This is a genomic window from Phormidesmis priestleyi ULC007 (assembly GCF_001895925.1).
GTDB classification, from domain to species: Bacteria; Cyanobacteriota; Cyanobacteriia; order Leptolyngbyales; family Leptolyngbyaceae; genus Phormidesmis_A; species Phormidesmis_A priestleyi_A.
Window position 1 is genome coordinate 21781 of sequence record NZ_MPPI01000043.1, and the last position, 20345, is coordinate 42125.

A 20345-nucleotide genomic window follows, 5' to 3' on the forward strand; every position below is an offset into this window, starting at 1 on the left:
GCACTCTATATAAACGTGAGTTCGATGAGGTTTTTCGCTTCGTTCGCAGCGGCTTCTGCCCCCTAAAACCCCCAATTTGGGGGACTTTGAACCGGAATCTTGGCTTGAAGTCACCCAAATTGGGGGATTATAGGTAGCTCTCCCAAATTCACCATCGGAGCGAACCACTTCTATCGAACTCACGTTATATAAGAGTTGAGCTTGAATCCTTATAGAAAGACGGCAGCATCATGAGGCTTGAAAAGAGCAGTTTTCTCACTCTACGGCGCAGGACGCTGCTCGTGATCGGAGCCACTCTTGTGAGCCTCAACGGAGTGCTTTATGCGGTCTCTTCAACGTTGCTGCTCGGTAGCTCTCGTCAAGCCGAAGAGCGAGACACGCGCCAAGTCACCCAAGGAGCGCTGAGTGTTTTTACTCAAAACCTTGACCAGTTTAACGCGCGGTTTTCAGATTGGTCAGACTGGGATGATGCCTATCGATTTGTGCAAGATGGGAATGCAGAATTCGTTCGGTCTAATCTGATTGACACTCAGTTAGCGACTCTCAGAGTTAATGCGATCGCCTTTGTCAATCCATCAGGGAAAATTGTTTTTGGCACCGGATTTGATTTGCAAAACGGCAAAAAAACACCCATTCCAGGCGCTTTGCTGAAGCGTTTAAAGGTAAACGATCGACTGCTGCAACATACCAGCCCCGACAGCAACTTTGCCGGAATCATTGCCGCGTCTGAGGGCGCACTGATGATTGCCTCGCGTCCCATTATCACCAGTGAAAGAAAAGGAGCGATTCGCGGAACGTTGATCATCGGTCGCTACTTAAATGCTGACGAACTCGGACGACTCGCGAAGCTGATTCAAACGCCTCTGACTCTTCAGGTCTTGAGCGATGGCAAAATGCCTCAAGGTTTTGGGGCAAGCGCTCATCCAGACCTAGACAAAGCAGACATCACCATCCGCGCGATCGACGAAAAGACGATCACAGGGGCGGCACTTTTGAGAGATCTCTATGGTGACCCCGCGCTAATTTTGCAGATCAGCAGCCCCAGAGAAATCTACGCTCAGGGCAAACAAGCGATTCGGTTTCTCAGTTTGTTGATTATGGTGGTGGGCTTAGTGTTTGGGGGCGTGACATTGCTGCTGCTAGAAAAGCTGGTGCTGTCTCGGCTTACCCAACTCAACCAAGAAGTCAGTCACGTGGGCGAAAGCAGTGATTTATCGCTTAGAGTTTCAGTGCAGGGCAATGACGAACTTGCAAATTTGGGCTTTACCATCAACACGATGCTCACTGCTTTAGAGCAATGTGCGATCGACCTTCAGCGATCGACTGTTGAGTTAAAAAACGCCAAAGAAGCCGCAGAAGAAGCAAACTGGGCAAAGGGTCAATTTTTAGCCAACATGAGTCACGAATTGCGAACTCCGATGAATGCCATTATTGGCTATAGCGAAATGCTGCAAGAAGACGCGATCGATTCTCAGCAAACAAACTTTGTCTCCGATTTGCAAAAGATTAGCGGCGCGGGGAAACAGCTTCTAGCGCTGATCAACGACATTCTCGACTTCTCTAAACTCGAAGCCGGGAGAATGGATCTTTACTTAGAATCGTTTGACCTTGTGAGTTTGGTTCAAGAAGTCGTTAGCACCCTCCAACCTCTAGTTCAAAAGACGGGCAATACGCTAATCGTTGAGTGCGATCACCAGATTGGCACTCTCTATGCCGACCTCGCCAAAACCCGTCAAAATCTCTATAACCTACTTAGCAACGCCATCAAGTTTACCGATCGCGGGACAATCACCCTGACGGTAGAAAAGCAAGAACGGCATTCTGGTTCCCTTTTACCCGTGATCCTTTTCAAAGTGTCTGACACCGGAATCGGTATGACGCAAGACCAGATCGCTCAATTATTTCAGGCGTTTGTGCAAGCAGATGCGTCTACCACTCGCAAATATGGCGGCACTGGGCTGGGTTTGGCGATCGCGCAAAAGTTTTGCCAGATGATGGGCGGCGCGATCGCTGTCGAAAGCGAATTAGGTCAGGGCACAACCTTCACAATGCAAATTCCAATACAGGTAGATAATCAAGCAAACCACCCTGCGATCGAACCCATCGTTGCAGAAAATTAGCTCTAATTTATGCTGACTGGAAAATAACCCCTAGAATATTTTTAGTGACCTGTTATTTAAACAACGAGTTGCATTGGGAATCCCGATGCGGCGCTGGCTAAACGAGGCGATTAGATGAGCGATGAACCGGGAATTGTGCTGATTGTTGACGATATCGAAACCAACCGTGACTTACTCGCTCGTCGTCTTCAGCGCCAAGGGCACCGCATCGTCATGGCAGAAAATGGGCAACAAGCGCTGGCATTGCTTAAAGAGCAGCCAGTTGACTTGGTTTTGCTTGACATCATGATGCCTTTTATGACGGGCTACGAAGTGTTAGAGCATCTCAAGGCAAACCCAGCTCTGAGCCACATTCCGGTGATCATGATCTCGGCGTTAAACGACATCGACAGCGTAGTGCGCTGCGTCGAACTCGGAGCCGAAGACTATCTCTTTAAGCCGTTTAACCCCACCCTCCTCAAAGCCCGCACCGAAGCCAGCCTTGAGAAAAAACGATTGCGCGATCGCGAACGAGCCTTCTTAAAAGAACTCCAAATCGAGCAAGAAAAGTCAGAACGTCTGTTGTTAAATATTTTACCTAAGCCTGTTGCCGACCAACTTAAGCAAAACCCCAGCACGATCGCAGAGAGTTTTCCTGAAGCCACCGTCTTGTTTGCCGACATTGTAGGGTTTACGCATTTATCGGCTCAAAAATCACCGATCGAGATCGTTACTCTGCTCAACAAAATCTTTTCTGCCTTTGATCAACTCGCCGATCGACACGGCTTAGAAAAAATTAAGACTATTGGAGATGCTTATATGGTGGTGGGCGGTCTGCCGATGCCCAACCCTAACCATGCCGAGGCGATCGCGGCGATGGCGTTAGACATGCAGGCGGCGATCGACACGTTTAACCAGGAGACGGGGGAAGCCTTTATCATGCGGATCGGAATCAGCACGGGCCCAGTAGTGGCAGGTGTGATCGGCACACACAAATTTACCTACGATCTGTGGGGCGACACTGTGAATATGGCCAGCCGTATGGAATCTCATGGCATTGCAGGCCGCATTCAAGTCACTGGCTCAACCTACGATCGACTTCATGACAAATATGTATTTGAAGAACGCGGCACGATCGACGTTAAAGGCAAAGGCGAAATGCTCACCTACTGGCTCAAAGGCAAAAAGTAGAATTCAGCTTTTAGATCCGGTCAAAAGTCTGACCTCTGCAAATCGCAGTATAGGGATAATCGTTACAAACCATTGAAGATTACTATAGTTCACTAGCTATATTCCAATGGTTTGTTGAATCCCTATTCTGATATATCTATATCAAACGCTAAGAGTTTTTATCGGCGAATAACAATTATCGCCATTGAGAAAAATTGGCGTTGTTGAATCGTTAAACCCATCCTCACCCATTCTCAAAAAGAGCAGGTGACAAAAACTTTGGCTACCCTTTTTCTGGGAGAGAAGAGCTGGGAATGAGTGCAAATAATAATTGCGTTTAGCAAGGCTAAAAAATCAGTTGTTAATAAATCTGAGGCTTTTGAATGAGTCGAATTAATGGATTTGTGGATCGCCGTTCTTTCTTAAAGTTAACGGGTGTTTGTGGGGTTGGAATTGCGGCAACAGCGGCTAGTGGTGCGCTCTGGAAACCAGATGTCACGCTTGCTCAACAATCGACTCCTGTTGCTAAACCGCAACCTGTCTCTCCAGATGCTGCCCTCAAACTTTTGATAGAAGGTAATCAACGATTTGTCGATGGCAAGGGACAGCATCCCCACCAATCGCGCTTACGGCTGCAAGAAACATCGGTTGCCCAATATCCATTTGCGTCAGTTTTGGGCTGCGCTGACTCTAGAGTGCCCGCCGAAATTGTATTTGATCAGGGCTTAGGCGATTTATTTGTGGTACGGGTTGCCGGAAATGTTGCTAGCCAAACGGCGATCGGCAGTTTAGAATTTGCCTCAGCCGTGTTGGGTTCGCAACTGATTGTGGTGCTGGGGCACGCAAGATGTGGTGCAGTTGCTGCGGCTGTCAAAGGCGATCCGCTGCCAGGAAGAATCGGTGTGTTTGTGGAAGAAATCAAACCTGCCGTGGAGCGCGTTCGCTCCAAATCGGGAGATCTTGGACAAAATTCCATTACTGCTAATGTGCAATATCAAGTTGAAAAGCTTGCAGAAAGCTCCACCATTTTAGCTGGCTTAATTAAGCAAGGAAAGCTGCGGATCGTAGGCGGACAGTACGATCTCGCGACTGGAAAAATGTCACTTGTGACCAGCTAATTTTTAGATTTGATCTGTTGCTTCGAGTTTTCTATCTCGCCTGGAAATTAATCCCTGGGCGAGGTAGAGCCGTAGCCGGAAGGTGTTACTCCTATCTTTTACTGAAAGTTGACAATTCGGGCAAAGCTGGTTGCCTCAAGACTTGCGCCGCCGACTAATGCTCCGTCAATTTCAGGTTGAGCCATAATTTCGTCAATGTTGTCTGGCTTGACTGAACCGCCATATTGAATCGGGACATTTGAGTGAGTGAGCTTACTGCGAATCAAGCCGATCACCCGATTTGCTTCGGTTGAGGCGCAGGTGTCTCCGGTGCCGATCGCCCAAATCGGCTCATAGGCAATCACCAAACTGGTTTGATCTACGTCTACTAGGCCTTTTGCAAGTTGGCTAAAGATGTGAGACTCGATTTCTCCGGCATCGCGCTGCTGTTTGGTTTCGCCTACGCACAAAATCGGAGTCAGCCCGGCTTTTTGAGCCGCTTTAATCCGCAGATTTACCGTTTCATCAGTTTCGCCAAAATATTGTCTGCGCTCACTGTGACCGATGATCACATAGCGCACCCCCGCTTCGAGCAGCATTGGGGCAGCTACTTCACCCGTGTATGCCCCTGATGTCTCCCAGTGCACATTCTGAGCACCAATTTGAATGCGGCTGCCGTGCAGAGTTTTAGACAAAAGATCTAAATCAGTAAACGGGACACACAGAATAATCTCTCGATCGTCAGGAGTGGTGTCTAGCTCAGATTTAAAGCCTTGCAAAAACTCCATGGCTTCTGCCTGGGTTTTATACATCTTCCAGTTGCCAGCAATAACAATTTTTCGCACGGGTACTCAGGTTAAGACAGGATGAATTGCATCCTTTAGTCTACGGCTTTGAGGGATCAATTGAAAAAAATCCAGCTCATTATTCGGTGGTCATTGCAATCTGGACGGCTTGCTGACTGATTTCTTGATAAACTGCCTTGAGGTAGTCCATCGCCGCTTGATTAGCAGGCACTTCGGGTTTGAGAGGAATCGTGCCCAGCACTTCTAAAACCGTCTCACTACTAGGAGGCGGAACGATCACAATCAGCGTTGGTTCGAGTTGTTCGGCATAGTGCCAGAAGCGATCGAGCTTCAGTGTTGTGGCGGGGCGAACTGTTGAAACGGGTTCTTCTGCCTCTGAAGTTTCGCCCCCGGCACTGCGCGTCTGTCGTAGCGCTTCAATAATCTGCTCTTTGGTGCGACCCCGCAGTTGAAATAAGACAAACGGATCTTCACTGAAGCGATCGCCCAACAAATAATAAACTGCCCCAATATGCTTGCAAGGGTTTGCCGGATCAGGGCAAGAACAACGACTGTGAATATCAAATTTATTAAACGGAAATAGGCTCAACCCGTTTGCGGTAAACACTTCTTCAATGGTTTGAGGCATTTCTCCAGCCAACAGTTTGGCAGAGAAGATTGCCCGTTCTGCCATCGACTCGATCACATAGCTCCACTGATCGTCGCTAAAGGGGTCGAGTGACAAAGACACTTGATAGGGTTCTGGGGCAGTGCCCTGAACGTTAGCGGAGACTTTAGCACTTTGAAAATCGATGTTTAAGACGTTGCCTTCTCTGGCATAAGTGCGGGCACGTGCCAAGCGTCGAGTCCAGCCAAACGATTCTAAAACATCGATCCAGCGCTGTGCCCACCATTCGCGACTGGGTTGAGAATAAGCATCAGTCATGGGCAATGAAGAGGCAAACGTAGATGTCCAAAATTATAGAGGATCGCGAATTAGATGAAGACAGAATTTACGTAGGGGCATGGCACTGCCGTGCCCAGTGGCGTTGCAAGTAACCGATATTATTTAATTCACGATCTAATGCCTAAGATAGACAACAGTACGGCTTCTAGTCACGCTGCTTCTACCTAATGAAGGACACTCGATCTAGCCAAAGGCAGATGTAAAGGCTAGAAAGGTGTGACCTGTCTGGGTGAAGTCTCGCTGAGACTTCTCTCTAGACAGATAGATAATCTTAGCTAAACCCCGTAAAATTCTTTAGCTATAGGGAAACAACAAATCATATCTCCTGACGAGTGGCAGCTCTCAGGAAGTTCAGGCAACTCTAATTCCCATCTTTTTGATTGACCTTTGTAGCTGAGTGTTGCGAGGAAACTTCAAAAGTTGTTTCCTCGCGATGCTTAAGCGCGAAAAAAACTGACTACTGTAACTTTCTAGACGAGGGCTTTTATGTCTGAACCCAATGGTGTCATGATGCAATACTTTCACTGGTATATTCCCAGTGATGGTAGCTTGTGGAATCAGCTTGCAGAAAATGCTGAAGAGTTGTCAAAGGCTGGAATCACTGCTCTCTGGCTTCCTCCCGCTTATAAAGGCACAGGTGGCGGATACGATGTCGGTTATGGGATCTATGATTTGTTTGATCTGGGCGAGTTTGACCAAAAGGGAACAGTCCGCACCAAGTATGGAACCAAAAGCGAGTATCTAAACGGCATTAAAGTGGCGAAAAGTGCAGGGCTGGAAGTCTATGCCGATGTGGTGTTTAACCACAAAATGGGGGCAGACGCGGAAGAAGAAGAGTCTGCAACCCCATTTGATCCTGAAAACCGTCATGCTGTTGTCGGTGACTATCAGCCGATCAAATCCTGGACTCACTTTACCTTTCCCGGTCGCGGCAACAAATACTCCAGTATGCAGTGGCATTGGTGGCACTTTGACGCGATCGACTACAACGGCTATCACCAAAACGAGAATGTGGTTTATCTGCTCGAAGGCAAGCGCTTTGACGACAACGTAGATCAAGAGAAAGGTGGCTATGCCTATCTCATGGGCTGTGATCTTGACATGGAGCATCCTGAAGTTCGCGGAGAACTCAAATATTGGGGCGAATGGTATCTAGACCTCACCGATGTCGATGGCTTCCGATTTGATGCAGTTAAACACGTTTCGGCAGAATTCTTTCAAGATTGGTTTGATCACGTCCGCAATTATGTGCAGCGAGATCTGTTTGCCGTAGGTGAATATTGGTCTTATGAAGTCGATGCTTTGCACCATTTCATCGGCTTGACTCAAGGAAAAGTGGCGCTATTTGATGCCCCGCTGCACTACAATTTTCAAGCTGCCAGCGTTGGCGGCGACGGCTATGATATGCGGCAGATTTTTGACAACACCCTCGTTCAGCAGCAGCCCTGTCTCGCCGTGACGCTGGTCGAAAACCATGATTCTCAACCTTTGCAGTCTTTAGAGTCGATCGTTGAATCTTGGTTCAAGCCGCTTGCTTACGCGCTGATTTTGCTGCGTCGTGAGGGTTATCCCTGCATTTTCTACGGCGATTACTACGGGGCACACTACCGCGATCGTGGAAGAGATGGCAACGAGTATGAAATTTGGATGGATAGCCATCGCGAACTGCTCGACAAATTCTTGTTGGCGCGTCGGACTTACAGCTATGGGGATCAATACAACTATTTTGACCACCCCAACACGATCGGCTGGACGCGCTTAGGCGATGCTGAACACCCTGGTGGCATGGCAGTGGTGTTGAGCAACGGCTCTGAAGGTTGGAAATGCATGGAAGTAGGACACCCCAACTGCACCTATATTGACCTCACCGAACACATCAGCGAACCCGTTGTCACCAATGAGTACGGCTGGGGCGAGTTTCGATGCCAGGGTGGATCAGTGTCAGTGTGGGTTCCGCAACCATCATCAACCTAATCAAACGTGAATTCGATGAAGCTTCTCGCTGCGGTTGCAAATCCGGGCTGCCCCCTAAATCCCCCAAAATTGGGGGACTTCAAGCCAAAATTTCCGGTTCAAAGTCCCCCAGGATGGGGGATTTAGGGGGCAGAAGCCGCTGACAACGAAGCGAAAAAACTCGTCGAACTGACGTTAATTTAATCCACGATCGCTCACTCAAATACAAGAGCTAGAAGTTTTATTTGCTGTTAGTTTTATAGAAGGTTGCCAACTTCTCATAAAAACTAACCTATGCCTGTCGATTTTAGTGCTGCAATTCCAACGTTTGTGATCACGCTGCGAGAAGGGGTTGAAGCCGCTCTCGTCGTGGGGATTGTCATGGCTTATCTCAACAAAGCAGGTCAATCTTCCCTAAATTCCTGGGTCTATAGCGGAATCGGAACGGGCGTTTTTGCCAGTGTTTTAGTTGGGGTTTTGTTTGGGTGGACGATTCAGGCGTTAGAGGTGTCTGATCAGCCTTATGCCCCAGTCTTAAAGCCTTTTTTAGAAGGGGTGTTTGGAGTGATCGCGATCGCTCTGCTAAGTTGGATGCTTGTCTGGATGACGCGACAAGCAAAATCGCTCAAAGGTCAGGTCGAAAATGAGATTAGCAATGCCCTTCAAGCCAAGTCGGGGGCGGGATGGGGCGTTTTTTGGCTAATCTTTGTGGCGGTTTTGCGAGAAGGATTTGAGACTGTCGTTTTTATTGCCGCCAAATTTCAGCAGGGTTGGATTCCGGCATTTGGAGCGGTGGCCGGATTGATCATGGCAACGGCGATCGGAGTGCTTCTCTTCAAGTGGGGAGTCAAAATTAACCTGCGAGTGTTTTTTCAGGTGATGGGCGTTTTCTTATTGCTGATTGTGTCTGGGTTGGTGATTTCAGCACTGGCGCACTTTGATAAGGCGTTTGCAATGCTGGCACAACTCGATCCGCAATATGCCGCTATCTGCGTTTCTCAAACCTCCTGTTTTCTCGGCTCGCTCGTCTGGAATCTGCATGGCGTGCTGCCCGATCGACAGTTTCCCGGCATTATTCTGCACACATTGTTTGGGTATGTCGATCGCTTGTATTGGGTGGAAGCGATCGCTTACATCGCCTTCTTAACCACTGTGGGCAGCATCTATTTGCAAAGTCTCACAGGTTGGACAATGTTGAACGCAAATCGCAAACCTGCCGAAAACTAGAATCTTTTCCAAGCAATGACCCACTTCACCAGTTTTCTGGGTCTTGGAAGAGAGCCGTACTCAAATAGCGCTCACCAAAGCTGGGCTGAATCATCACAATCAGTTTGCCCGCATTTTCGGGGCGCTGTGCGATCTGAATGGCTGCCGACAAATTTGCCCCTGTAGAAATGCCTGATAACAACCCTTCTTCTCTGGCTAATCGGCGACCATATGCGATAGATTCTTCATCCGTTACCTGAATAATCTCGTCTACCAAATCCAATCGCATGATGTTAGGCACAAACCCCGCTCCGATGCCCTGAATCTTGTGAGCGCCCGGTTGCCCACCCGACAGCACAGGACTGTTTTTTGGCTCGACGGCGATCGCTTTAAACTCAGGCTTGCGCGACTTGATCACCTCGGCAATGCCCGTAATCGTGCCACCTGTGCCAACGGCAGCGACTAAAAAATCAACTTGTCCATCGGTGTCAGCCCAAATTTCTTCGGCGGTGGTTTCGCGATGGACTTGAGGATTTGCCGGATTTTTAAACTGTTGCAGCATAAACGCATTGGGAGTATTTGCGGCAATCTCTTCGGCACGGGCGATCGCGCCTTTCATCCCCAACGTGCCCGGCGTTAATTCTAATTGAGCGCCATAGCCTCTGAGCATGGCCCGTCGCTCTGTGCTCATGGTGTCGGGCATGGTAAGCAGCAGCCGATAGCCTTTTGCGGCGGCGACCATTGCCAGGGCGATTCCGGTGTTGCCAGACGTGGGTTCGACTAAGAGCGTTTTGCCGGGGTGAATCCAGCCTGTAGTTTCAGCGTGTTGAATCATGCTGATGCCAATGCGATCTTTAACCGACGACGCGGGATTCATGCCTTCTAGTTTGACGACGATTCTGGCAACACATCCCTCGGCTTGAGGAATTCGATTGAGTTGCACTAGCGGCGTGTGCCCGATGAGTTGAGTAATATCGTGAGCAATTCGCATAATAGTATTAATGGAATTCGTGGGAGTGAATGCACGATCGGGCACACGACGATAAGCATATTTGAATAATTTAGCGTTTAATGCGTTGCTCAGTAAATCTCACCTTTAGCAGATTCTCCGTCACCTGAAGTTGAGGCTCAAGATTTCGCCACTTGCGATGGCTTCCTTTTTGAGAGATTAGAACAAAGCCGTAGCGCTGAAGAATTTTCTCAACTTCATTTGTGTTCATCCGCCGAGTTCGACTCATCCGATCGTAACCTCTTTGATAATGGCTCCTTCGGATAATTCAAGCGGTTCAGGGTCGAGATATAGTTCGATCGCTTCACGGATATCGTCTAGGGCTTCTTCCTTGGTTTCTCCTGCCGAGGCACAGCCCGGTAATTCTGGACACCAGACTGCCCAATCTTCTGTTTCTGGATCATGCTCAAGGACTACGCGCCATTTCATCTTGATTTTCTCCATTACGGGAAGTAACGATAGATTTCTTTTCGATGCAGTACACGAACGAAAACTACAGTGTCCTCGCTTACAGAAAGCCCAATTCGGTAGTCGCTTACTCTAATGCGGTAGTAATCTCCCGATGCTTTTAGTTTTTTGACATTAGTTAAGTTTGTCCAATTATTAACAGATTCAACTTCTTCAATAACTGCTTGAATTCTTTTCAATAGCTCCGCATCTCTAATTTTACTGAGATCTTTTTCAAAACTTTTTCTGAATTCAACGTTCATGGCTGCTGACTTAAGATTTTGAAGATGGCTTCTCGACTGACAGGTTCAGTGGTTTCGCCTTCCTCAATTGCCTTTGCCAAGGCGATATCTTCCATTGCTTCAACAATAATGTCTGTAAAGACTTCTTTCTGTTCTTGCAAGATCTCAACGATCGCTGTTTTGATCAGTTCTTTAAGCTGGCTTGTGTTTAATGTGTTTTCAGACATCGTATTTCCTCCATAATTGATTACTTTTGGGCTGACCAAGGATAGGTTGACTGTTTTACTGCTTGGTAATTTGCATCTAATTCAGGTTCTAACAGCAAGATGGCTGTAATGCGTCGTGCCATCTGAGTAACTTCAATGACTTCTTCTTGTTTGAGCGATCGCCCCAGCAATTCTTGTTCTCGATAGCTCAACCATTTTTTGATCACCTGATAGCCACCGATCGTATAACTCCAGACGCGATCGGGGATATTTTTCCAATAGGCGATGTCGTTGAGGTAAATGTCACGGGTATTGGTGCCAAGTTGATCAATGACTTCTGCGGTTGCTTCGCAGTTCCCCAAAAGGGTAATCGCGGTTTGTTCTTCTGGGGTGTAGGGTCGATCGCTGACTTTTCCTTTTCCGGGCATGGTGACGTTGTTTTGTCCTGCGTGACCCCAGCCTGCGGTGAGGGCAAAGTCGGTGTTTGGGTCTAGGTTGCCAGTGCCAACACGGGAGACAACGGCAATGGTTTTCAATTCAGGACGAAGTTTACCAGAGGTGACACCGAGAACGGGGGTTTCTGGATCGAGGAGTGCGGCAATTTGACGACCGAGCGTTGCAGAGGTGATTAGAGTTTCGCGATCGTTAGGAAGTGGGATGCGTGGAAAGTCTTGACGAATTCCATCGGCATTTTCTTCTAGATAAGCAGGTGAATAGCCGATCGCTAGGGCGTGCATCCAAATTAGAGCAGCCGTTTCTGCATCTGTATCAGGGTTAGAGATACCCAGTGATTGAAAATAAGCACGAGCAGTATTAGACAAATTTGCGATCGGTTCTTGAGCAGAAGTATCAGAGATGCCTTGAATTCCTATTTGCCCTGGAGCTTGCTTTAGACGTTTAGAAGTTGTTGGTACGAGCCTTAAAGCAAAACAAGATGCATCTGGAGATAGTAAATGGTCATCGGACAAACCTTTTACAAAGTAGAAAGGGCAACCTTCAGATGACTTTGAAGCCTTTACACGGCTTAGTAAAAATGAATTTCCTTCCCAACATTGGGCATAAAGGTTGGGTCTAGGCTCATTCCACAAAGGTCGAACTGAACTGTAATAACACCAGCGAAAATCAAATGGACGCATTGCATAGCGAAAGATGTGCTGCGAGTTATAACTTTCAGTTTTGATAACTTTTGTTCTTGTTTTTTGAGCATCAAATCTTGCAGCATCTCTTGTGAGACCCGTCCCTAAAGTTTCTAGAACTTCCCAATTAGTACTGGGATCGTAATACATCTCCATTCGCTCTTCAAGAGCTTGTTTATCTAGATCAATCAATGCATCATCTCGCTTTTCCATCAGACCGTTGCTAGAAGCTTCTGAACATAATTCAGTGAGTTTTGCCCACTGCAAATAATCAAAACTGATACTTCTTGGACGAAATGAAAAGCGGTTGTCTCGAATTGGTTGTGCAGTTATATAAGCTGCGTCAAAACTTGAAGCATCTAAACTCACAAGTAAATCTGCCCTCTTAGTTACACCCCAGAAATGACGGAAGTAGACGGTTGGATTTGAACTACGCTCTTCTTGGCGAACCATTAAACCAATTGTTGTGCCAACTCGAATGCCTTCGCGATTGTATTCCGTTGAAAAAACAGAAGGATCTGGCTTGCCTTCTGGGGTTACTTTCCCTGTTTCTCTACTATCCCCATTCATGCAGTCGAACCAGAGTTTATCAAATTCCTTTAAAAATCGCTGCCGCATCACAACATAAGAAGGATCGCTGAGGTAGGAAAAGTTAGAGACATAACAAACAACCCCTTTAGTCGGTTTTTGTTCAGTAACACAATGCTCTGCCAGCCTAAAGAAACGAATATAAAGATCATCAAGGTTAAATTTTTTGATTCCCCATTCGCTAATTAATCCTTGCTTGTAAAGATCAACGAGTCCTTGTTCTTCTTTTGGACTAATACCAGAGAAAGCGTTGTAGGGCGGATTTCCTAAAACAACTAGGATAGGTCTATTTTGTTTGACTTCATCTGCTGCTTCTCGTTCTTGCTCAAGTTCAGGATAAGAAATTGAAAGCTGTTTATATTTAGCTTTAGCTTCCTCTGTGGGCGGCTCCCATCCCGTCAGCGCATTCGTCAAATACACCCCCACCCGTTCCTCTTCATCACTCAACGGCACCCCCAAATTTTGCAACAGCAGCCCCAACTGCAAATGCGCCACCACAAACGGAGCCGTCAAAATCTCAAACCCAAACACCCGCTTCATCGCGGCTTCCTTTAACTGCGAACCAACCAGCGCCCCCATCCCCTTATCCTGCAAATTGGTTTCAATTCGCTTCAACACTTCCACCAAAAACGCGCCCGTTCCACAACAAGGGTCAAGAATATAGACATTTGGGTCAGCTAACCCATCTTCGATCTGCAACTCTTCGCGCAATACTGTGTCTACCCGCGCCACCATATATTGCACAATCTCTGGTGGCGTATACCAAACCCCTAACTCCTTGCGTAAAGTCGGATCAAACGCCTCCAAAAACGGCTCATAGAAATATTGAACGGCTTGCCCCTCATCAAACTTCGAGAAAAACGCCGTGCGATCGACTCGATTCAACGCCTCCCCCGTCCAATTCAACACCTCTTCTAAATCCAGCTTGCGAACATGAGTTGCAGTCGCCACCTTCTCAAACAACGCCTTAATCATCGGAACGTGCAGATAATAACCCGCCACCCGCCAATCAAATCGCCCCTGTTCTTGCTGCTTGTGCCACAACACCCACGCCGAAAAAATGCCATAAAACAACGTTTGAATCAGCGTAGACTTAAAAAATCGCTCTCCCTTCTTCGGGTCTTTCTTATCACCCGTAAACGCAATTCCTAACGCCTCTTCTAACGCCTTTCGCAGCGTCTCTAATGCAGGCAAATCCGTCTTCTCAACTCGTGCCTTCGCATCCTTTGCATAAGAAGCCAAAAACCACGCCAGATCTTGCGGGCTGGCAATGCTGGCAGACTGAAGCATCACCCGCTTTAGATATTCAGTGACTTGTTCTTCTTGCTCTTGGGCAAATTGCTTAGGATTCTTTGCCTTCTGCCAAAACTCTGCCTCATTTTTAGCGAGACGGTAGGTTTCCAGCGTCGCAGGCTGCCCACTGGCATCTTGCCCAATCAGCACAAAATCTCGATAGTTCGTCACCAACACCTGACGATACTGATTCCAATATTTAGAAACTTGCTGAGTCTGAGCAATCACCCAGGCATCATCCCCGGTTCCCTTAATCTCAATCACGCCTCTCTCTGGATTTGTGGGATTAGCGGGCGTGTCTCCTGTCTTCTTCTGAAACTGACTAGCACTAAACAAACCCCCATCCGGCATTCCCGCCCCGCCGATATTCTTCAACTGCATCACACAGCGCACCTTGGGCTTTAGCGTCTTACCCAACTCATTCAACAGCTTCTCTAACGCCCCATAATAAGAAGTCTCCTTAACGGCTGCCCCCGTCGCCCGAATCTCTTGCAAATCTCGAATGTAAGTTTCAAAAGCACTCATAGCGATTTTCTCGGAAATAGACTTTAAGAAGATGTCTGAGACCTATTTGCTGTCTTCTCTACCTTAATGCCGTCACCCTGAGACAAACGATCGCTTCTCAGATATCCCCCAAGCAATTACTCTACTCAAGCTGAAATTTGAGAGGAAGACTATATAATTAGCACGTCTTTTGTCAGAATGAATTTCAACCTGAACTGTGTGTTGCTGAAAGCCCAATGTTTGAAAAAAAAGATACTTCTCTCATCAATCTGGCGCTGTTAGCCGCGATCGTAGCGGCATCTCAACCTTTAGCGATCCCCTTTGTCGCGCCTCCAGGGTTGGCACAGGCTCCCACTGCTAGCCCGACGGTTCTGCTGCCAACCGGGACAACCGTTCGGATTGATGGCTCAAGCAGTATGGCAACCGCTAACCAAGCGCTAAAACAGCGATTTGAGACACAGTTTCCAGGTACAAGCGTCACCGTTGGCTATGACGGAACTCCAGCCGCGCTGCAAGCCGTTTTAGATGGCAAAACTGATATTGCAGCGATCGGTCGCGCCCTCACTCCTCAAGAAAAAGCCAAAGGCTTGATTGCAGTTCCACTATCACGAGACAAAATCGCGATCGTGATCGGGTCTAATAACCGATTTAATGGCAGCATCACGGGCGAGCAGTTTGCCAAGATCTTTCGTGGGGAGATCACTGACTGGTCAGAAGTTGGCGGCTCTCCTGGCAAGATTCGCGTCGTCGATCGCCCCGAAATCAGTGATACTCGTCAAGCTTTTCGCAACTATCCGGTCTTTAAAGCAGCTCCCTTTAAATCGGGCGCAACCACCGCACGACTTCCAGAAGACAGCACTGCAACCGTGATTTCTCAGCTAGGAACCGATGGCATCGGCTACACGATCGTCAGTCAAGCACGAGAAGCCGCCGGGTTGAAGGTGTTGCCCATGCACAACGTGCTTCCGACTGACCCCAAATATCCCTTCTCGCAGCCGTTGGTTTATGTCTATAAAGGCCCAAATCCTAGTCCAGCGATCGCGGCCTTCTTGGGCGCTGCCTCTGCACCAGACGCGCAACAGACTATTCAATCTGCCCAGTTCGATCCCGCTGTGCTTGCCGCCGGAAGCGCTGCTGGCACGGCTGCCGCACTTAATGCTGCCCCAGCAACGACTGCATCCCCAACCCCAAGCGCGTCTCCAGATGGGGGAACTTCTCCAACAGTGTCGGCATCTCCTAATGCGGGTGCGTCTTCTACGGCTACACCTGGGGCAGTAGCTGATGCCAGATCTGCTCAAGTGGATGGAGGCATTTCGCCGTGGCTTTGGTGGCTATTGCCTCTAGGCTTACTAGGGTTGCTTTCTTGGTGGCTAAAAAACCGTCGCAATACGCCTGAAACGATCGCAGAAAGACAGATCGAGCCAATCGCTCCAGTCCAGCCCGCTCCAGAACCCACTGCTATTCCACCCGCGCCCGATCTCACAGCCCCGGCTGAGAACCCTAACCTTGCCTCTAGAGCCGGGTCGGTGATTAGCTCCGATCGTGCCGAGATCGCAGAACAACCTTCCCTTGAAATTGGCGACACCCCGCTAGAAACGACTTCACCAAATTCACCAGCGCCTAACCTGATTGGAGATGCCGCGATCGCAGGTGGAGCCGCGTTAGCAGCCGGGGCAGGAGCCGCAGCTTGGGCAAATCGTTCTAGCGATTCTTCAGATCGCTCTGATCCTCAAGAACTTACAGAACCGCCTCTGATCCCTTCTGAGTCGATCGAGCCTACAGATTCAACGGCTTCTAATGTCACTGACGCAACATCAGAGCCACCGTTCACGCCCACAGGTGATGTACCTATAGGTGCAGCATTAGGTGGTGCAGCTTTAGCGAGTGGAGCCGCAGCTTGGACGGCTCGATCGCAAGATACTTCTCCTGAGACTAGCCCTGATGTGCTTTCAACATCGCCAGAGGTGGCCACGGACGAAGATTTAGAGATCGAAGCAGCGCTCTCGACCTTCGACACGATCGACGACTTGGATGCTGACTTGCCAAACGCGATCGCTGACGACCCAACCGAACTCGATCTAGACGAAGCAACTTCTGCTTCAGCCTTGACTGATGTGGGTTCTCCGATCATCTCTGCGGGGCTAGTCGGCGGAGCCGCTGCTGCGGGAGTGGCTGCTTGGGCGTTGAGCGATGACGATCGGGCCCAATCTGAGGTCGAAGCCGCTAAATTTGATGTCGGGCAAACTGACCTCAGCAGTGAAACTTTAGCAACCGTTGATCAAGAATTGCCAGATTTACCAGAGGGCTATGGGGAAAGTCGAATTGTGCTGCTGCCTCGGAATCCGCAGTGGGGCTATACCTACTGGGATATTTCTAACGAGCACAAATCTGAAGTGCGACAGCAAGGCGGAGAAAAGTTGGTGCTGCGGCTCTATGATGTCACCGATATCGAAGTCAATCAGCAAACCCCTCACAGCATGCAGCAGTTTGACTGCGACGAAATGGCACGAGATTGGTATCTTTCAATTCCGGTGAGCGATCGTGACTATCTTGTTGAAATCGGCTATCTCACCCGTGACGGTCGCTGGCTGATGCTGGCACGATCTACGCCGATCCGAATTCCTCCGACTTATCCTTCTGACTGGGTTGAAGACCAATTTGTGACGATCGACTGGCAAGAAGACCTGCGGGGTAAAACCTTCTTAGAATTGGTGCCTCCTAGCAAGCAAACTGAAACTGAGGCAGTCGCTAATCCGATTTACGATCGAATCTTTGGCATAGCACAATCTGCCGAATCGCAACGAGTGGAGGGTTCTCTGTTCGGTTCTATGCAGCAGGTGCCTCAACAATCAATCAGCTCTTTTGGTTTGCAATCTGGAGTCGGAATAGGAGCATGGCCAACGCCTTCAGGAATCGGAATGTCGGGAATCGGAATGTCGGGAATCGGCTTTTCGGCATCGGCTCCTCCTATCCGTCCGCGTAACTTCTGGTTAGTTGCCGATGCAGAACTGATTGTTTATGGCGCAACCGAACCTGATGCAAAGGTGACGATCGACGGCAACCCGATCCAACTTAACCCTGATGGCACGTTCCGGTTCCAACTGTTGTTCCAAGATGGAGTCATCCGGTATCCGATCATTGCCATTGCTGCCGATGGTGAGCAGATGCGATCGATTCACATGAAGTTCACTCGCGAAACGCCCCAGCGCAACACAAACACCAAAAACGAAGCTCAGGACGAATGGATTTTTTAGAAAGATGAGGGCGGAGCCATATTCGCCCTTCCCGTAGGCACCTTTTCCTTGGAGACTCATTAACACCGTCAGAAATGTGCGCTCAAGATCCCCTTTGGTTTTGAGATCGAAATCTCCCTGAGATAAATTCTCGTTTCTTCAGATGTTTGGTGTCGCGTCCAGTGACTCGCTCACGCCACATCCGAAAGCTAGAAAGTTTCATCTCACGACGCATTAAGGCGATCGTCTGCGGTTCGGTCAAGCCAAACTGAAGCTCGATCGCCTCAAACGTCGTCCGATCTTCCCACGCCATTTCGAGAATGCGATCAATTGTTTCGCTATCTATCTCTGCTAGATCCATCTCTGCCGTAAAACTCGCTTTCGACCATTCTATTAGGTTAGTCGATTCAAAAACGACTATCTTACGGGGAGTAATTTGCGGCTTTCTTCGCCGGGTTTGACGGGTGCGATCGCCGGAAAATGCTTGTCAACCAGATCGGGAATTTCTTCTGCCCCAATTTTGCAGTAGCGGGCTTTTCCGGGCATCACGACATTGGGCCCTTTGCCGCAATTTTTCATGCAGCCTGTGCCTTTGATAGCAACTTGATCGTCGAGTCCGCGATCGCTGAGTGCCGTTTCTAACGCCTGACAAACGGCTTTGCCGCCTCGCTTCATGCAGCCTGATTTTTGGCAGACTAGAATCGTCTCTGACGGTTTTTGTTGAGAAGATAGCTTGACTAGAGCGGGCGCAGCCGTCGGAATGATCGGTTTAATAAAATCGACTTTTAGCTTGATGAGATGGGTGGCTCGATCGACCTTCTTTCTTCCAGACACCTGCACCCAGTCACCCGGAACCAAGACTTGACCTAGCCCAGCCCGCGCTTCTTTGGTCAGCTTTAGCGAACATTCACCCTCGGCGGTGGCAAGCTGCAATCGCTTAATTTTGTAGCCGTCTTCGATCTCATATCCGAGAAAGCGCCCTTCTAAGCTGAACGCGTTGACTTGGCTGGTCTTGGACTTTCCCATTATCAAACTCCGAGGTCGCAAATTATTAGAGAAATCTTTGCTGGGCTGAAAGGTGTTGCTTTGTTGAAAATAATATTCAACAACGTTTATCTCTTAAGATTACAGCAAACTTTTCTATTTGCAAACTATTCTCATTAAGAATTTAAGAATTGACATGAGCGATCGCGCTCTTAACCCTTATCAGATCAGTGTCATGCGATAGTGTGGATGCTGCACTCTTTGAAAGCGCTATGTCTGCAAGTCACCCGATCGTTCTCGCACTCGATTTTGACGGGGTTGTCTGTGATGGGCTGAGAGAATATTTTCAAACGGCGTGGCGAGCCTATTGCCACATCTGGCAGCCCGATGATTTGACTCCGATCGAAGATTTAGCGCCAAAGTTTTATCGGTTGCGCCCAGTGGTTGAGACGGGCTGGGAGATGCCGATTCTAATTCGAGCGCTAGTTTTAGGCATCGAGGAACGCAAAATTTTTCAAAACTGGGTCACGATCGCCGCCCAAATCATCATAGAAGATGCGTTAGATGCCGCGAGTGTCAGCGCGATCGTAGATGACATCCGAGATCAGTGGATCGCAACGGATCTTGATAGCTGGTTAGGTGAGCATCGCTTCTATCCAGGGGTGATTGAGCGGCTGCGCGAGGAATTAGCGAGTTCGACTGACTGCGTGATCATCAGCACTAAAGAAGGACGCTTTATTAAACAACTGTTGCAACAGCAGGGCATTACGCTGACAGACCAACAGATTTATGGCAAAGAAGTTAAACGCCCGAAATATCAAATTCTCAAAGAACTGAATGCAGAGTATGGAGAAAAGACTTCGATCTGGTTTGTTGAGGATCGACTAAAGACATTAGAAGCGGTCAAAAAACAGCAAGGATTAGAGAATGTGATGTTGTTTTTAGCGGATTGGGGCTATAACACGATCGCCGATCAACAATCGATCTTAGACGACGATCGCATCCATCTTTTGTCACTAGAACAATTCACGCAAGATTTTGCAACTTGGGTGCCACAACAAACCAAGTAATTCAGTTTTTCTCATGAGGTTGATGAGACGGGAGCATCTCACCTTTGCGATGAGCATAACTACTCAATTCAATCAGCCAACCCTGAGCCAAGGTTGAGAGCGCGTGAAATCGCCATTGAGATAAGCAGAGCGGTGCTTCAGCCCTTGAGGCACATTGTGAGCACTCCACTGTGCCCCTGAAATCTTCAAGCGGCGATTGATTTGTTTCACTAACGATTCCACTGCCCCCGACCCAATCGTAACCCCTGCCTGTTGCAACGCTTGGTAATCAGGAATTCGGGTGCGATGGGTTTGCAGGTAGGCAATGAATTTGAGGGCTGAGTCAGTGGCATCGCGCAGCAATGCCCAGATGGCTT

General features: G+C 48.5%; 17 protein-coding genes and 1 pseudogene. 7 read left to right on the forward strand and 11 right to left on the reverse strand.

All coding sequences use genetic code 11. From position 1 onward, the window contains the following. Nucleotides 1–230 precede the first annotated feature (230 nt). From BRW63_RS22810 to BRW63_RS22820, 3 genes are all read left to right on the forward strand, one after another. Nucleotides 231–2120: a sensor histidine kinase gene (locus tag BRW63_RS22810; protein ID WP_073074681.1), complete on the forward strand. Its 1890-nt coding sequence runs from the start codon at nt 231–233 to the stop codon at nt 2118–2120. A gap of 114 nt (nt 2121–2234) precedes the next feature. Next, the gene (locus BRW63_RS22815) at nt 2235–3290 is read left to right on the forward strand and encodes an adenylate/guanylate cyclase domain-containing protein (RefSeq protein ID WP_073074682.1); all 1056 of its coding nucleotides are present in this window, start codon (nt 2235–2237) and stop codon (nt 3288–3290) included. A 362-nt stretch (nt 3291–3652) separates the two neighbouring features. Continuing rightward, entirely contained in the window at nt 3653–4387 is a 735-nt protein-coding gene (locus BRW63_RS22820) for a carbonic anhydrase (RefSeq protein WP_073074683.1), read from the forward strand. A 98-nt stretch (nt 4388–4485) separates the two neighbouring features. Here the strand turns inward: BRW63_RS22820 and tpiA are convergent, their stop codons facing one another. Then, nucleotides 4486–5211, reverse strand: coding sequence for a triose-phosphate isomerase (tpiA, locus tag BRW63_RS22825; protein ID WP_073074684.1), 726 nt, complete (start codon nt 5209–5211; stop codon nt 4486–4488). 79 nt (nt 5212–5290) lie between these two features. Next, nucleotides 5291–6097: an SWIM zinc finger family protein gene (locus BRW63_RS22830; RefSeq protein WP_073074685.1), complete on the reverse strand. Its 807-nt coding sequence runs from the start codon at nt 6095–6097 to the stop codon at nt 5291–5293. Nucleotides 6098–6604: 507 nt separating this feature from the next. On the opposite strand from BRW63_RS22830, the gene BRW63_RS22835 reads away from it, so the two are divergent. Then, nucleotides 6605–8092 carry an alpha-amylase gene (locus BRW63_RS22835; RefSeq protein ID WP_073074686.1) on the forward strand — a complete coding sequence of 496 codons (1488 nt, stop codon included), beginning with the start codon at nt 6605–6607 and terminating at the stop codon, nt 8090–8092. Between the two features lie 273 nt (nt 8093–8365). Then, a complete protein-coding gene (locus tag BRW63_RS22840; RefSeq protein ID WP_073074687.1) occupies nt 8366–9298 on the forward strand; it encodes an FTR1 family iron permease in 933 nt (310 codons plus the stop codon). A gap of 25 nt (nt 9299–9323) precedes the next feature. Here the strand turns inward: BRW63_RS22840 and cysK are convergent, their stop codons facing one another. The 6 genes from cysK to BRW63_RS22870 all read right to left on the reverse strand — a co-directional run bounded on the left by cysK (nt 9324) and on the right by BRW63_RS22870 (nt 14723). Then, nucleotides 9324–10268: a cysteine synthase A gene (gene cysK, locus BRW63_RS22845; protein ID WP_073074688.1), complete on the reverse strand. Its 945-nt coding sequence runs from the start codon at nt 10266–10268 to the stop codon at nt 9324–9326. A gap of 70 nt (nt 10269–10338) precedes the next feature. Further along, entirely contained in the window at nt 10339–10515 is a 177-nt protein-coding gene (locus BRW63_RS22850; RefSeq protein WP_073074689.1) for a type II toxin-antitoxin system HicA family toxin, read from the reverse strand. Next, a complete protein-coding gene (locus BRW63_RS22855) occupies nt 10512–10715 on the reverse strand; it encodes a type II toxin-antitoxin system HicB family antitoxin (protein ID WP_073074700.1) in 204 nt (67 codons plus the stop codon). Before BRW63_RS22855 ends, BRW63_RS22850 begins: the two co-directional genes overlap by 4 nt. Nucleotides 10716–10729: 14 nt before the next feature. Then, nucleotides 10730–10996 carry a type II toxin-antitoxin system RelE family toxin gene (locus tag BRW63_RS22860; RefSeq protein ID WP_073074690.1) on the reverse strand — a complete coding sequence of 89 codons (267 nt, stop codon included), beginning with the start codon at nt 10994–10996 and terminating at the stop codon, nt 10730–10732. After that, nucleotides 10993–11202, reverse strand: coding sequence for a hypothetical protein (locus tag BRW63_RS22865; RefSeq protein ID WP_073074691.1), 210 nt, complete (start codon nt 11200–11202; stop codon nt 10993–10995). The genes BRW63_RS22860 and BRW63_RS22865 overlap by 4 nt, the downstream gene beginning before the upstream one ends. 20 nt (nt 11203–11222) lie before the next feature. Further along, entirely contained in the window at nt 11223–14723 is a 3501-nt protein-coding gene (locus BRW63_RS22870; protein WP_073074692.1) for a type ISP restriction/modification enzyme, read from the reverse strand. A 215-nt stretch (nt 14724–14938) separates the two neighbouring features. On the opposite strand from BRW63_RS22870, the gene BRW63_RS29810 reads away from it, so the two are divergent. Next, a complete protein-coding gene (locus BRW63_RS29810; protein WP_073074693.1) occupies nt 14939–17956 on the forward strand; it encodes a DUF4912 domain-containing protein in 3018 nt (1005 codons plus the stop codon). 82 nt (nt 17957–18038) lie between these two features. Here the strand turns inward: BRW63_RS29810 and BRW63_RS22880 are convergent, their stop codons facing one another. Together BRW63_RS22880 and BRW63_RS22885 are read right to left on the reverse strand one after the other, a co-directional pair. Beyond that, on the reverse strand, nt 18039–18296 hold the full coding sequence (locus BRW63_RS22880) for a TIGR03643 family protein (protein ID WP_073074694.1): 258 nt from the start codon (nt 18294–18296) through the stop codon (nt 18039–18041). Nucleotides 18297–18352: 56 nt separating this feature from the next. Then, nucleotides 18353–18961 carry a (2Fe-2S) ferredoxin domain-containing protein gene (locus tag BRW63_RS22885; protein WP_073074695.1) on the reverse strand — a complete coding sequence of 203 codons (609 nt, stop codon included), beginning with the start codon at nt 18959–18961 and terminating at the stop codon, nt 18353–18355. Nucleotides 18962–19191: 230 nt separating this feature from the next. Here BRW63_RS22885 and BRW63_RS22890 point away from each other — a divergent pair, with 230 nt between their 5' ends. Further along, nucleotides 19192–19989, forward strand: coding sequence for an HAD family hydrolase (locus tag BRW63_RS22890; protein WP_073074696.1), 798 nt, complete (start codon nt 19192–19194; stop codon nt 19987–19989). A gap of 72 nt (nt 19990–20061) precedes the next feature. Here the strand turns inward: BRW63_RS22890 and BRW63_RS28550 are convergent. Next, nucleotides 20062–20345 (reverse strand): annotated as a pseudogene (locus tag BRW63_RS28550) (hypothetical protein); the annotation flags it as partial.

Excerpts from the sequence above, each read along its gene's own strand:
- BRW63_RS22810 (WP_073074681.1), top strand. The coding sequence starts at position 231 with ATGAGGCTTGAAAAGAGCAGTTTTCTCACTCTACGGCGCAGGACGCTG.
- BRW63_RS22815 (WP_073074682.1), top strand. The coding sequence starts at position 2,235 with ATGAGCGATGAACCGGGAATTGTGCTGATTGTTGACGATATCGAAACC.
- BRW63_RS22820 (WP_073074683.1), top strand. The coding sequence starts at position 3,653 with ATGAGTCGAATTAATGGATTTGTGGATCGCCGTTCTTTCTTAAAGTTA.
- BRW63_RS22830 (WP_073074685.1), bottom strand. The coding sequence starts at position 6,097 with ATGACTGATGCTTATTCTCAACCCAGTCGCGAATGGTGGGCACAGCGC.
- BRW63_RS22835 (WP_073074686.1), top strand. The coding sequence starts at position 6,605 with ATGTCTGAACCCAATGGTGTCATGATGCAATACTTTCACTGGTATATT.
- BRW63_RS22840 (WP_073074687.1), top strand. The coding sequence starts at position 8,366 with ATGCCTGTCGATTTTAGTGCTGCAATTCCAACGTTTGTGATCACGCTG.
- cysK (WP_073074688.1), bottom strand. The coding sequence starts at position 10,268 with ATGCGAATTGCTCACGATATTACTCAACTCATCGGGCACACGCCGCTA.
- BRW63_RS22850 (WP_073074689.1), bottom strand. The coding sequence starts at position 10,515 with ATGAGTCGAACTCGGCGGATGAACACAAATGAAGTTGAGAAAATTCTT.
- BRW63_RS22855 (WP_073074700.1), bottom strand. The coding sequence starts at position 10,715 with ATGAAATGGCGCGTAGTCCTTGAGCATGATCCAGAAACAGAAGATTGG.
- BRW63_RS22860 (WP_073074690.1), bottom strand. The coding sequence starts at position 10,996 with ATGAACGTTGAATTCAGAAAAAGTTTTGAAAAAGATCTCAGTAAAATT.
- BRW63_RS22865 (WP_073074691.1), bottom strand. The coding sequence starts at position 11,202 with ATGTCTGAAAACACATTAAACACAAGCCAGCTTAAAGAACTGATCAAA.
- BRW63_RS22870 (WP_073074692.1), bottom strand. The coding sequence starts at position 14,723 with ATGAGTGCTTTTGAAACTTACATTCGAGATTTGCAAGAGATTCGGGCG.
- BRW63_RS29810 (WP_073074693.1), top strand. The coding sequence starts at position 14,939 with ATGTTTGAAAAAAAAGATACTTCTCTCATCAATCTGGCGCTGTTAGCC.
- BRW63_RS22880 (WP_073074694.1), bottom strand. The coding sequence starts at position 18,296 with ATGGATCTAGCAGAGATAGATAGCGAAACAATTGATCGCATTCTCGAA.
- BRW63_RS22885 (WP_073074695.1), bottom strand. The coding sequence starts at position 18,961 with ATGGGAAAGTCCAAGACCAGCCAAGTCAACGCGTTCAGCTTAGAAGGG.
- BRW63_RS22890 (WP_073074696.1), top strand. The coding sequence starts at position 19,192 with ATGTCTGCAAGTCACCCGATCGTTCTCGCACTCGATTTTGACGGGGTT.